This is a genomic window from Nocardioides agariphilus (genome assembly GCF_015352445.1).
In the GTDB taxonomy this organism is placed as follows: domain Bacteria; phylum Actinomycetota; class Actinomycetes; order Propionibacteriales; family Nocardioidaceae; genus Nocardioides; species Nocardioides agariphilus.
On record NZ_JADKPO010000023.1, the window covers coordinates 41902 to 54430 of the forward strand.

Genomic DNA, 12529 nt, shown 5'->3' on the forward strand with positions numbered 1-12529 from the left:
TGGGTCCGCGGCGCACGATCCCGCTTCGGGTATCCGCCTGACCCGACACCTGACCGCACCCTGAGAACCCGTCAGGGTCCGACCCTGAGACCCTGCAGACCGCGCACTAGTCGGCCGGGTAGCGCTCGACGCCGACCTGGACCTCGGAGTCGGTGAATCCGACGCTGCGGTAGACGCGGATCGCGAGGTAGTCGGGGTCGGCGACCATCACCAGGGTCTCGGCGCCGAGGTCGGCGAACCCGAACCTGCTGATCTCATGGACGAGGGTGCCGGCCAGCCCGCGCCCGCGAGCGTCCGGGTGGGTCTTGACCGTCTGGAACCGGGCCAGACCTGGCGAGGCCCGGAACAGTCCCATCGACGACAGGAGCCGGCCGTCCTCGAACGCTCCCCAGTACTGCCCGTGACCGGCGTCGGCCAGGGCCCGGTGCTGCCGGGCGCGGCCCGTGCTGAACTCCAGGCTGTACGCCGCCGCCTCACCGGCCATGGTCAGCTCGACCTGCTGCTCCCAGTCGGCGTCGTTGTGGAGAGGCCGGTAGGTCGCGTCGCGGTTGGGTCGAGCAGGCTCGTGCACGGATGCGGCCGTCATGACCGAGGCCACGTCGACGTCGAGGCCCAGGTCGACGAAAGGCGACGCGTCGTCCGCCGTACCGCTGGTTCCGTCGATGCCGAAGGTGCGGTGGGCGGCCGCCGGATGCGCCGACTCGAAGACGCCGAGCCACTGACGGGCGTCCGCAGCGTGTGCCGGGGGAGCGGCCAGGAGCACGAAGTTGCCCCAGTAGAAGGTCGGGTTGTCGGGAGTGGTCACCACGATGTGGTCGCCGCGGTCCTCGAGCACGCTGCCCGAGATCTCCAGCAGCGCGAGGTCGGTGCGCCAGCCCAGGCCCTGGATGTCCATGGCCGGGACGGTACCGACCCGGCTGAATCGGGTCGACAGGGTTCCCGGGTTGACTCGAACACACGTTCGATCAACACTGGATGGATGGCGTGGGGATTCGCACCGGAACCTGAGCAGAAGGGGGCAGGCCTCTCACGCACGCCCGGCACCGACGGCATCGCCCCGGCCGGCTGGCCGCGCGAGGTGCGGCCTCCGGGTGTGCCGGGCTGGGAGAGGTCGGCGGCCGAGTGGCTGCTCGACCTGTGTCCGGCCGACTGGCGCGGCTACCCCGGCCTGCGACGGCACCTGGTGGTGCTCGCCCGCTTCGCCTTGCTCCACGTCGAGGCCGGCCAGGCCGCCGCTGCACGCGGCCTCAGCGAGACCCGGGCCGACCTCCGCGACGTCGCCGACCTCGACGTGATCGACGCGGCCGTGCAGACCTGGCAGCTCGAGCAGGCCCGGTTGGTCGGTCTGCGCCGCGCCGTCGGGCTGGTCGAGGACGCGGTCCGCGGCCGCAGGTTCACAGCACGTCTCTAGGGGGCGTCTCTAGGGGGCGTCTCTAGGGGGCGTCTCTAGGGTGACCTGGTGCCCGAGAGCCATCGCTTCGCCGGTGTCGTCCTCGTCGACCGCCGCGGCTGGCTCCTGCTCCAGGAGCGCGACGAGCACCCGCGCATCGACCCCGACAAGTGGGGTCTGGTGGGCGGACACCTCGACCCGGGGGAGGACTTCGAGCCGGCCGCCTACCGAGAGCTGGCCGAGGAGACGGAGATCGTCGTACCTTCCGGGTCCCTGCGGTTCTGGAAGGTCTTCGACGTCGACCACTCCGAGGCCTACGGCACCACCGACCAGATGGCCGTGTACGTCGCCCCGACCGACCTCACCGATGCCGACGTCGTGTGCCACGAAGGCCGCCAGATCGTCTTCGTCGATCCCGTTGCGGCTCTCGGGCTTCCGCTGACGAACGCTGCCTCGGTGATCGTGCCCGAGCTGCTCTCCTCCGCCCTCTACGGCGAGCTCGTGCGGGCTCACTAGCCTGATCGGGTGCTGCTGGGGCGATCCGCCGTCCTCGACCGGGCCGAGGCCTTGATCGCCGGCCTGTCGTCGACAGGCCGAGGCGGTCTGCTCTGGGTGCACGGCGAAGCAGGGATCGGCAAGACGTCCGTGCTCGACGCGATCGGGGAGCTCGGCCGGCGGTCGGGCGCGACTGTGCTGCGCGGGACTGCGGCCGAGGAGAGCAGTGGTCCACCGGCGTTCTGGCTGTGGACGCAGATCCTCAGGCAGGCCGGAGCGGGCGACGCCGGAGCGCTCGTCGCGCTCGGGGGCGCGCGGGCCCGTCGGGCCGCCGACCTCGTCGATCCCGACATCGCGACCGACCCCGACCAGGCCGGCAACAGGTTCCCGCTCTTCGACGGCGTCTCGGCCGTGGTCGAAGGCCTGGTCGAGGAGTTCCCGGTCGTCCTGCTGCTGGACGACCTGCACTGGGCGGATCCCGGCAGCCTGCACCTGTTGCGCTTCCTGCTGCCGGCGCTGGCCGGCCGACCGGTGCTGGCCGTGTGCGGCTGGCGCGACCACGAGGTGTCGTCCGGGACAGACCGCCACCAGCTCGCCTCCGAGATCGCCGCCGCGGGGGAGTCGTGGCCACTGGCCGGGCTCGGACCGGAGGACGTCGCTCGGCTGGTCGAGCTCACCAGCGGCCAGCAGGTCGACGCCGAGGAGGCCGCAGCCGTGACGGCGCGCACCAATGGCAACCCGCTCTTCGTGGCCGAGATGGCCCGGCTGGCGGCGGCGCGGGGCGCGACCGTCGCAGAGATGGTCCCGGAGACCGCCCAGGGCGCGATCCGCCGACGAGTGGCCAGGTTGGCGCAGTCCGCGCAAGACGTGCTCACTGCTGCGGCCGTGCTCGGGCTGCGGCCGCCGCTCGACGGTGTCCGCGCCCTCGGCTCGCTCGATGGCGATGACCTGGTCGCTGGGGTCGACGCGTTGGTCGGCGGCGGACTGGCCCGCCAGGAAGGAGACCGGCTCGCACTCTCGCACGCGCTGGTCCGGGACGCGGTGTACGACGCCACGCCCGTATCGCGTCGCCGTGAGCTGCACCTGGCGGCGGCGGACCTGCCGGGGCTTGCCGCTGCAGAGGTGGCGGGGCACCTCGTCCGAGCCATGCCGCTGGCCGACCGCGACCGGGTGGTCGCGGCCATCGAGGACGCGGCCCGAGCGGCTCGCGATGCGCAGGCCTGGGAGGAGTCGGTCCGGCTCTACCGCCAGGCTCTGGACCTGGTGCCGCCAGGGGAGCCCGCCAGGCCGCGCCTGCTACGCGGCGTCGGCGCGGCGCTTCTCGATGCCGGCGATCTCGACGCCGCGCGCGTCTACTACCGGGAGGCAGCAGGGCTTGCCCGTGGCGCCGACGACGCGGTTGCGCTGGCCGAGGCAGCACTCGGCTTCGCGGCTGGCCTGGGCGGCTTCGAGGTGCGCCTGGTCGACCGCGAGCAGAACGACCTCCTCCGCGAGGCTCTCGACCTGCTCGACGACGACGAGAAGTCATTGCGCGTGCACCTCATGGCCCGCCTGGTCGTCGGACTCGCCTTCACCGACGATGCTGGCCAGATCCCCGAGCTCGCGGACGCGGCGGTCGCCTTGGCCCGGCAGGCAGGTGACGCTCGCGCTCTCGGGGCCGCCTTGGCCGCGCACTGTGACGCGTTCGCCGGACCGGACCACGTGGCCCTGCGCGAGGCGGAGGCGACAGAGATCGTGGCGATCGCGAGAGCCATCGGCGACGTCGGCCTGGAGCTCCTCGGACTCCGGCTCAGGATCATCGCTCGGTGGGAACGTGGCGCGATGCGCGAGGCGGCAACCGATGTCAGCACGTTCACGGGGCTGGCCGAACGGCTCGGCCAGCCGCTGTACGGCTGGTACGTCCCGCTGTGGCGGGGCCTGGCCGCTCACCTGCGCGGGGACCTCGACGAGATGGCCCGCTGCGCTGAGGAGGTGGCGCTGGTCGGCAGCCGTGGTGAGAGCCAGAACGCCGCCGTGTTGGCCGTCGTGCAAGGCATCTGGCCGCTCCTCGAGCGCGGCCTGACCACGCAGGCGATACGTCGGCTCACCTCCGCGTTCGGGGAGCTGCCCGAGCTCGCACCGGACGGCGGGTCGATCATCGCGCTCTTCTACGGCACCGAGCCCGAGACCCGGCGTCGCCATCTGCCTCACCTGCCGCGGCTGGTCGACGCCCTGCCGCGCGACAAGGAGTGGCTGCCCAACCTGGCCGGAGTCGTCGGCGGACTGCATGAGGGTGGCCTCGGCGGTCCGGAGGTGGCCTACCTCTACGAGCTCCTCGCGCCGTACGCCGACCTCTTCCTGGTCGACGGTATCGGCGCGGCGGCTCCCGGGTCGCTGGAGCGACCTCTCGGTCTGCTGGCGGGGCTGGTCGGCGACCACGAAGCAGCAGTCGCCCACCTCGAGCGGGCGATCGCGGCCAACGAGCACATCAACGCCGGGCTGGCGACCGCCAACTCCCGGCGAGCCCTGGCCGAGGCACTCGAGTCGCGCGGCTCCCGAGGAGACCTCGAGCGAGCCGCGCACGAGCGCGGGCTGGCGCTCGCCTTCTACACGACCGCCGGCATCGCTGAACGCGTGGCCGAGCTGACCTCCGTCGGCACGAGGGCCGGCGCACCGATTAGCCCGACGAGCCCGACGAGCCCCGGTGCCGAGAGCGGCACCTGGGAGCGCACCGGCGCCGGATGGACGATCACCTTCCGCGGGCGCACCGCCTCCCTGCCAGCGGTGAAGGGCATGGGTGACCTGGCCAGGCTCCTCGACGAGCCGGGGCGCGAGGTGCACGTGCTCGACCTGGTCGCCCCGGTCGGTGGAGCCGCACCTGGTCAGGGAGACCTCGGCGAGGTGCTCGACGACCGTGCGCGGGCGGCGTACCAGCGTCGTCTGGCCGAGCTCGACGAGCGGATCGCGGAGGCCGACTCGGATGGGAACGCCGATCGCTCGGCGGCAGCGCTGGAGGAACGCGACTTCCTGCTGGCGGAGCTGGCCGGTGCCTACGGGCTGGGCGGGCGTCCTCGCAGGGCCGGCGACCCGGCCGAGAGGGCGCGTACGACGGTCACCTCGCGGATCCGTGACGCGCTGGGCCGCATCGAGGCCGAGCACCCTGAGCTCGGCCGTCACCTGCGCTCGTCGGTGCGCACGGGCACGTTCTGCTGCTATGCCCCGGAGCTGCCAGTCGCGTGGGACGTGCGCCCTACATCGTCAGGCCCCACATCGTCAGGTTGATTCCCACGCCCAGAAGGTGACACCACTCCCAGAAAGGACCAGCCATGGGCTTCCTGCAGGTCATCACCTTCGCCACTGACAACATCGATGAGTTCGTCCGCCGCGAGCACCAGTGGGTCGTCGACTCCACCGGCCAGCGCACCAGCGTGGGCGGCCAGCTGTGGGCCGATCGCGACCGGCCCGGACACTACGTCGCGCTCGACTGGTTCGACTCCTACGAGTCGGCCATGGTCAACTCCCACCTCCCGGTGACCGACGAGTTCGCGCACGACGCCATGGCCCTCGCGACCGGCGAGGTGGTCTTCCACAACCTGGAGCCGCACCAGCCGGAGTGGAACTCCTGCGAGGCCGCGCTCAGAGTCTCGCTGGAGAGCTCGACGGCCGCCGAGCAGACCTTCACCGACGACGTCGACCTCGACATCCTGGTCCCGCACGGCCGGACGCGGTCCTCCGGTGTTGTCGCCCTGGAGGAGTCTCTGCGCGCCGAGGCTCCGGGCCGCGACATCGAGCTGTGGGATGCGCACGCCACCTTCGACGGGTTCGTCGTCGAGTACGCCTACCGCACGCACGGCACCCCGAGCCTCGCCGCGGGCATCATGCTGGTCACCATGCGCGACGGGCGGATCGCCCGCCTCGCCATCACCTGCGCTGGCAACTGGTCGGCCGAGACCGAGGCACGCGTCCTCGCCGAGACCGGCGCACTGGGCCGGAGGGTCGCGGAGGCGGTCCGATGAGTAGCACTGCCGAGATCGAGCTCACCGGCGCAGTCACCGAGCGTCTCTTCGCGTCCTTGCTCGGGGCGCTGGAGCTGGCGACGGTGCACCTCGGCGTGCGGCTCGGCCTCTACGAGGCCCTGGCGACGCCACGAACCGCTGCTGGACTCGCCGAGGTCGCCGGCATCGACGAGCGCTACGCCGCGGAGTGGCTCGAGCAGCAGGCCATCAGCGGGTTGGTGTCCGTGACCGAGCCCGGTGACCGCGAGACCCGGGTCTACGGCCTGGACGCCGAGCAGGCCCTGTCGTTCGGCGACCCGGAGTCACCGGCGTACGCGGGCGCCATGGCGCTGTTGATGGGTGGGGTCGGGCGGGTGATCGAGCAGCTGCCCGAGATCTACCGCACGGGCGGGGGCATCGCCTTCGGCGGGTACGGCGACGACGTACGCCTCGGCCAGGGTCTCTTCAACCGATCGGGGTTCCTGGGCCAGCTGACCCAGGAGTGGCTTCCCGCCATCGATGGCGTCGGCGACCTGCTCGGGCGACCTGGCGCGCGGGCCCTCGACATCGGGTGCGGGGTCGGTTGGTCCTCGATCGCGCTGGCTTCGGCGTACCCGGGTCTGACCGTGCTGGGCATCGACAGCGACGACGCGTCGGTCATGGACGCGCGCCGCAACGCGGCCGAGGCGGGACTGGGTGAGCGGGTCCGGTTCGAGGTGGGCGACGCCGCCGCTCCACCGGCCGGCGAGGGGTACGACGTGGCGTTCTACTTCGAGGCCCTCCACGACCTGCCGCACCCGGTCGAGTCGCTGGCCGCCGTCCGCTCGGCGCTGCGGCCAGGTGGCGTCACCGTCGTCGTCGACGAGCGGGCCGAGGAGGAGTTCGCGCCCGGCGGGAGCGAGGTCGAGCGGCTGCTCGCCACCTCGAGCGTCCTCCACTGCCTGCCGGTCGGTCGGTCGCAACCGGGATCGGCAGGGACCGGAGCACTGTTCCGCCCCTCGGTGATGCGGGACTACGCCGCCCGGGCGGGATACGCCGGCGTCGAGGACGTGCCGGTCACCCACGACCTCTTCCGGTTCTTCCTGGTGCGGCCCTGATCGTTACAGTGATCGGGTGCGTCTGGAGCAGATCTCGTCCCCCCGCGACCTGCGGGGACTGAGCGCACCCGAGCTCGACGAGCTGGCCGCCGAGATCCGCGACTTCCTGGTGAAGACCTGTGCGCGGACCGGCGGCCACCTCGGCCCCAACCTCGGCGTCGTCGAGCTGACCATGTCGATCCACCGGGTCTTCGAGTCGCCCCGCGACCGGGTCGTCTTCGACACCGGCCACCAGGCTTACGTGCACAAGCTCCTGACCGGCCGGATGGCGGGCTTCGAGAGGCTTCGCCAAGAAGGCGGCGTCAGCGGCTACCCGAGCCAGGACGAGTCCGAGCACGACATCGTCGAGAACTCCCACGCCTCCACGGCGCTGTCCTACGCCGACGGGCTGGCGAAGGCCTATGCGATCCGCGGCGAGGACCGCCACGTGGTCGCGGTGATCGGCGACGGTGCCCTGACCGGCGGCATGGCGTGGGAAGCGCTCAACAACATCGCGGTGGCCAAGCGGAGCAGGCTGGTCATCGTCGTCAACGACAACGGCCGGTCCTACACCCCGACGGTCGGTGGCCTGGCGACCGCGCTCACGAGCCTGCGGACCAATCCCCGCTACGAGCAGGTCCTCGACATGGTCAAGCGCCGCCTCAATGCGGTGCCGGGTGTCGGCCCGGCGGCCTACGACGCCCTCCACGCGATGAAGAAGGGCCTCAAGGACGCGCTGGCTCCCCAGGGCCTGTTCGAGGACCTCGGCCTGAAGTACGTCGGTCCCGTCGACGGCCACGACCGCGCGGCGATGGAGCAGGTGCTGGCGCAGGCCAAGCGGTTCAACGGGCCGGTCATCGTGCACGCGATCACGCGCAAGGGGTTCGGCTACGACGCGGCCGAGACCCATGAGGCAGACCAGTTCCACAGCCCCGGCCCCTTCGACGTCGACAGCGGCGTCGAGAATCCCAAGGAGCGCATCTGGACCGACGTCTTCGCCGACGAGATGGTCCATCTCGGCGAGCGTCGCCCGGACGTCGTGGCCATCACCGCCGCGATGATGCATCCGGTGGGGCTCGACAAGTTCCAGTCGAAGTTCCCTGACCGCACCTTCGACGTCGGTATCGCTGAGCAGCACGCCGCGACATCGGCGGCCGGTCTGGCCATGGGCGGACTGCACCCGGTGGTGGCGCTCTATGCGACGTTTCTCAACCGGGCCTTCGACCAGGTGCTGATGGACGTCGCGCTGCACAAGTGCGGGGTGACGTTCGTGCTCGACCGGGCCGGCGTGACCGGCGACGACGGCGCCAGCCACAACGGCATGTGGGACATGTCGATCCTCCAGGTCGTGCCCGGGCTGCGACTGGCCGCACCGCGCGATCCCGCCCGACTGCGCGAGCTGCTCGACGAGGCCGTCGGGGTCTCCGACGCACCCACGGTGGTCCGCTTCCCCAAGGGTGCGCCGCCCGCCGACATCGAGGCCGTCGGGCGGCGCGGCGGGTGCGACGTACTCGTGCGCAACGGCACCCATGACGTGCTGATCGTGTCCTATGGCGCGATGGCGACGACGGCCGTCGAGGTAGCCCAGCGGCTCGTGGCCCAAGGCATCGGGGTGACCGCGGTCGACCCCCGCTGGGCCAAGCCCGTCGACCCGGTCCTGCTCGACCTCGCCCGGGAGCACCGCCTCGTCGTCAGCATCGAGGACAACGGTCGCGTCGGGGGCTGTGGCTCGGTCCTGTTGTCCGCCCTCAACGACGCCGCGGTCACCACGCCCTTCCGGCTCCACGGCATCCCGCAGGAGTTCCTCTCCCACGCCAAGCGGGCCGCGATCCTCGAGCGCGTCGGACTCGCGCCACAGGCACTGGCGCGAGGGATCGTCGAGGACATCACCGCGCTCTCCGACACCCCAGCCGTGCGGCCGACCAGCGTCAGTTGAGGTATTCCCCCATGGGAATGGCGAATCCGCCGTCCAGGGAGCCGACGTCCTCGGCGACCATGCTGCACTCGCCGCTCGAGACCGTGCACGTCAGGATGTCGATCGGTCCGTCTCCGTTGGTCTCCGTGAAGCCCAGGGCTGCGTAGTGGTCAGCATCGATCCAGTCGTAACCGCCGAAGTACGCGTAGCCGAGATCCTGCTTGGGCAGCGACCTACCGACTGAGAGGTCGTAGATGCGTACGTCGTCGGGCTCCGGCTCACCGAGCAGGTAGGCGCCGTCGGGGGAGAGTGCGTAGGCCTCCCAGAGGTCGACCTTCGTGCCTGACTCCGGGTTCGGGCCTACGAGGATGTCATCGCCACGTTGGTAGACGATCTGGCCGGCCTGAACGTCCTTGATCGTGAAGCCGTCGGCCTTGGTGTCCAGGAACGTGAGGTCACCGCTCGCGGTGTCCCATGCCGCGGCGCCCTGCTCGGTCTTGACGTAGGCCGTCTCGCCCTCGAGGGCGTACATCACGGCCGCGTTCTTGCCGTCGCGCACGTCGCTCATCCCTTCGACGTTCTGCAGCGGATCACGCACGGTCTCGCCGGTGGCCTGGTCGTAGACCGTGAAGGCGGGAACGTCGCCGGGAGTCACCCACGCAGCACGAGGTCCGTCGGCGACGAGGTGCGGGACCTTTGCGTTGATCCGGCCGATCTCCACGACGTCCGCCCCGTCGGCGGCCCACACCTTGCCGTCGGCGTCGCTGAACACGGCTCCGGCGTCGGTCTGCACGAAGGCGCGCACCTTGTGTCCGACGTCGAACGTGGTGCCGTCGATGGTGATCCGCGAGCCAACCGCGTAGCTGGGGGAGTGGGCCGCGAACGCGGCGACGAGGTCGGGGTCGCGGTCCTGGGCCGTCTTGCCCGTGCCGCCCAGCACCGACGGTGCGACCACGGCCGCGGCGACGGCGAGTGCCGCGACGCCTCCGACGACGGCCGTGCGGCGCCGGCGTACGCGCTTGTCTCCCTCGCGCACGATGCCGTCGACATCGAGGTGCGGGCGGTCGAGCCCGTCTGCGCGCTCGTGCATCAGGTCGTTGAGCAGTCCGGTCATCGGGTCACCTCGATCAGGTCCGTGGGGAGTACGTCGTCGCCGAGGCGGGCTCGCAGCTTGGCGAGACCCGCGGACACCTGGCTCTTCACGGTGCCCACCGCGCAGCCCATCGCCTCGGCGGTCTGGGCCTCGGTGAGGTCCTCGTAGAAGCGCAGCACGATGGCCGCGCGCTGCCGGACGGGCAGCTCCTGGAGGGCCTGCCACAGCCAGGCCCGCTCGTCGACCGACTCGGAGTGGCCGGCCTGGGAACCCTCGGGCAGGACCTCGGCGGTCCGCTCGCCCCACGACTTCTTGCGGAACCAGCCGATCGCCGTCGTGGTGATGGCCTTGCGGGCGTAGGCCTCGACCTTGGCGTGGTTGGTGGCGTCGTGCAGTCGGGGCCACGCCACGTAGATCTTGGTCAGCGCTTCCTGCACGAGGTCCTGCGCGAGCTGGGCGTCGCCGACCATCAGGAACGCCGCCCGGTGCAGCGCGCCCGAACGCGCCGCGACGAAGTCGGCGAAGGCCTGCGGGTCTCGTCGGCTCATGGATGCCCTTCCGAGTGGTGGTGTCATCCTTCACGACGCGTTGAGGCCCACGAAAAGTTCGTCGGGAGGCGGGGGCGTTGGTCCACCGGGTAACTGGTGTCATTTCGTGAGTTCCCCGCGGTCGGCTGGTATCCATTCCCGGTGTTCGCCATGCCCCGCCAGGGTTTCGTCTTCCTGGCCACGACGAAGACCGCCTCGACGGCCATCGAGAACGCCTTCGCCCTCCCTGCCTCTGTCGCCTTCCGGCACCCGCCGGCGCTCAAGCACATGAACGTCCGTCGCTTCCACCGCCAGGTCGCGCCGATCCTGGCCGGGCTCGGCCACCCGCCCGGCTCCTACGACGTGGTCTGCATCGTGCGCGAGCCGATCGGCTGGATCTCGTCCTGGTACCGCTACCGCTCGCGCGGACGAATCGCCAGCTCACCGAAGTACACCGGCGACTTGACCTTCGAGGAGTTCGCCGAGCAGGTGATGGACGGTCAGATCCGGCTGGGCTGCATGGAGGCGTTCGTCAGGGCGCCCCAGGGCGGCAACGGCGTGACGCGGATGTTTCGCTACGACCGGCTCGACTCCGCAGTGGCCTGGATGGCGCGGCGGGCCGGGTTGGCCAAACCCGTGCTTCCCCACGTCAACGTGTCGCCCTCGCGGGACCTGGTGATCAGCCGGTCGGTCCGCCTTCGACTTGAGGAGCACCTCGCTCCACACGCGGAGCTCTACGAGTCGGCGGTCTGAAGCAGCTCGTCGAGCCTGTCGTAGCCCTGGCCGAGACCCTGCGTCATGCCCGAGGCCACCCACCCGTCGCGGATCTCCCGGTCGGGGTAGCGGACCGTCAGGGTCATCGACGTCCGGTCCTCACCCAGCGATGTGAGCACGAGGGTGTTGGTGCTCGGGCCCGGAAAGGCGTCGAACCTCTCGGTCGTCACCAGCCGGTGCGGAGGCTCGACCTCCTCGAAGGTGCCCGAGACGCCCATGCTCTGCGAGCTGTCGGGATCGCCGAAGACCCAGCGGTAGACCCCGCCCACCCGCACGTCCATCTCGCACGTGGTCAAGGGCAGCTGCTCGTCGCCCAGCCAGCGCCGCATGTGGTCGGGCTCGGTCATCGCCCGCCATACCCTCGCGGGCGGAGCACCGAACTCCCGGCGGATGACGACGGAGGTGTCGTCCGGGGTGTCGTCGGGGATGGTGACGGCGAACGTGGCCGGCCAACGGATCGTCATCGCTCATCCTCGTGGGTCTCGTCGGGCATGGTGGCGAGGTAGTCGTCGAGCCGGTCGAACCGCTGGTCCCAGAACTGCCGGAACTCCTCGGCCCAGTCGGCCACCCGCTGCAGCGGCGCGGCCTCCAGCCTTGCGGGCCGCGCCTGGGCGATGCGCGATCGGCTGACCAGCCCCGCGCGCTCCAGCACCCGCAGGTGCTTGGAGACCGCCGGGCCCGACATGTCGAACGGCTCGGCGAGCTCGCCCACCGTCTTGGGACCGCCCGTCAGACGGGCCAGGATCGCGCGGCGGGTGGGGTCGGCCAGCGCGGCGAAGACGAGGCTCAGCGGGTCACGTGCGGGTGCGTCGATCGCGATCGTGGTCATGAGTAGTCGTGGGTCCCTCCGTGCGGCCACTGCTGCAGGAGCCACATGTTGCCGTCCGGGTCCTCGAATCCGCAGTAGAGCACGCCGCCCATGTCCTGGATCTCGCTCATCTCGACGCCGTTGCCGATCAGCTGGTCGCGGGCCGCCGCCAGGTCGGGCACCACCAGGTGGATGCCGCGCTGGGACCCGGCCGTCATGTCGGTGATGCCGGGGACGTTCTTGCCGAGCAGGATCGCGCAGTGGGAGCCGGGCGGCACGATCTGCACGATCCTCATGTCCTCCAACTGGACGTGGTCGGTGATCAGCGTCCAGCCGCACTGCTCGACGTAGAAGTCGCGCGCCCGGTCGACGTCGGTCACGGGGATGTTCACGAGCTCGAGCCGCATCTCGCCGGCGCTCAGGGTGGTGGTGGTCATGGTGGTCGGACTCCTTAGATAACTGAACAGTTAGATAACT

13 protein-coding genes are annotated in these 12529 nt (G+C 71.0%); 7 read left to right on the forward strand and 6 right to left on the reverse strand.

The features are described 5' to 3' along the window. Positions 1 to 106 precede the first annotated feature (106 nt). Positions 107 to 895, reverse strand: a complete 789-nt coding sequence (locus ISU10_RS16160; RefSeq protein ID WP_194697446.1) for a GNAT family N-acetyltransferase — start codon at positions 893 to 895, stop codon at positions 107 to 109. Between the two features lie 84 nt (positions 896 to 979). Here ISU10_RS16160 and ISU10_RS16165 point away from each other — a divergent pair, with 84 nt between their 5' ends. Genes ISU10_RS16165 through dxs form a run of 6 tightly spaced genes read left to right on the forward strand, consistent with a single transcriptional unit; the run spans position 980 to position 8871 of the window. Beyond that, positions 980 to 1411 (forward strand): hypothetical protein, encoded by a 432-nt coding sequence (locus tag ISU10_RS16165; RefSeq protein ID WP_194697447.1) that lies wholly within the window; start codon positions 980 to 982, stop codon positions 1409 to 1411. Positions 1412 to 1459: 48 nt separating this feature from the next. Next, the gene (locus ISU10_RS16170; protein ID WP_370865522.1) at positions 1460 to 1906 is read left to right on the forward strand and encodes an NUDIX domain-containing protein; all 447 of its coding nucleotides are present in this window, start codon (positions 1460 to 1462) and stop codon (positions 1904 to 1906) included. Between the two features lie 9 nt (positions 1907 to 1915). Continuing rightward, positions 1916 to 5146 carry an ATP-binding protein gene (locus tag ISU10_RS16175; RefSeq protein WP_194697448.1) on the forward strand — a complete coding sequence of 1077 codons (3231 nt, stop codon included), beginning with the start codon at positions 1916 to 1918 and terminating at the stop codon, positions 5144 to 5146. A 44-nt stretch (positions 5147 to 5190) separates the two neighbouring features. Continuing rightward, complete coding sequence (locus ISU10_RS16180) at positions 5191 to 5880, forward strand: hypothetical protein (protein WP_194697449.1); 690 nt, start codon at positions 5191 to 5193, stop codon at positions 5878 to 5880. Continuing rightward, positions 5877 to 6956 carry a class I SAM-dependent methyltransferase gene (locus tag ISU10_RS16185; protein ID WP_194697450.1) on the forward strand — a complete coding sequence of 360 codons (1080 nt, stop codon included), beginning with the start codon at positions 5877 to 5879 and terminating at the stop codon, positions 6954 to 6956. The genes ISU10_RS16180 and ISU10_RS16185 overlap by 4 nt, the downstream gene beginning before the upstream one ends. 16 nt (positions 6957 to 6972) lie before the next feature. Next, a complete protein-coding gene (gene dxs / locus ISU10_RS16190; RefSeq protein WP_194697451.1) occupies positions 6973 to 8871 on the forward strand; it encodes a 1-deoxy-D-xylulose-5-phosphate synthase in 1899 nt (632 codons plus the stop codon). On the opposite strand, the gene ISU10_RS16195 is transcribed toward dxs, so the two are convergent. Together ISU10_RS16195 and ISU10_RS16200 are read right to left on the reverse strand one after the other, a co-directional pair. Beyond that, on the reverse strand, positions 8864 to 9964 hold the full coding sequence (locus ISU10_RS16195) for a hypothetical protein (protein WP_194697452.1): 1101 nt from the start codon (positions 9962 to 9964) through the stop codon (positions 8864 to 8866). The two genes, dxs and ISU10_RS16195, sit on opposite strands and share 8 nt — an antisense overlap. Next, positions 9961 to 10491, reverse strand: coding sequence for a SigE family RNA polymerase sigma factor (locus tag ISU10_RS16200; protein WP_194697453.1), 531 nt, complete (start codon positions 10489 to 10491; stop codon positions 9961 to 9963). Before ISU10_RS16200 ends, ISU10_RS16195 begins: the two co-directional genes overlap by 4 nt. A gap of 141 nt (positions 10492 to 10632) precedes the next feature. Here ISU10_RS16200 and ISU10_RS16205 point away from each other — a divergent pair, with 141 nt between their 5' ends. Further along, positions 10633 to 11223 carry a hypothetical protein gene (locus ISU10_RS16205; RefSeq protein WP_194697454.1) on the forward strand — a complete coding sequence of 197 codons (591 nt, stop codon included), beginning with the start codon at positions 10633 to 10635 and terminating at the stop codon, positions 11221 to 11223. Here ISU10_RS16205 and ISU10_RS16210 read toward each other — a convergent pair. From ISU10_RS16210 to ISU10_RS16220, 3 genes are read right to left on the reverse strand one after another with little or no spacing between them, the layout of a single operon-like run. Next, a complete protein-coding gene (locus tag ISU10_RS16210; RefSeq protein ID WP_194697455.1) occupies positions 11205 to 11708 on the reverse strand; it encodes an SRPBCC family protein in 504 nt (167 codons plus the stop codon). The genes ISU10_RS16205 and ISU10_RS16210 overlap by 19 nt on opposite strands. Then, entirely contained in the window at positions 11705 to 12073 is a 369-nt protein-coding gene (locus tag ISU10_RS16215) for an ArsR/SmtB family transcription factor (RefSeq protein ID WP_194697456.1), read from the reverse strand. The genes ISU10_RS16210 and ISU10_RS16215 overlap by 4 nt, the downstream gene beginning before the upstream one ends. After that, positions 12070 to 12489, reverse strand: coding sequence for a VOC family protein (locus ISU10_RS16220; RefSeq protein WP_228501143.1), 420 nt, complete (start codon positions 12487 to 12489; stop codon positions 12070 to 12072). The genes ISU10_RS16215 and ISU10_RS16220 overlap by 4 nt, the downstream gene beginning before the upstream one ends. Between the last annotated feature and the right edge of the window lie 40 nt (positions 12490 to 12529).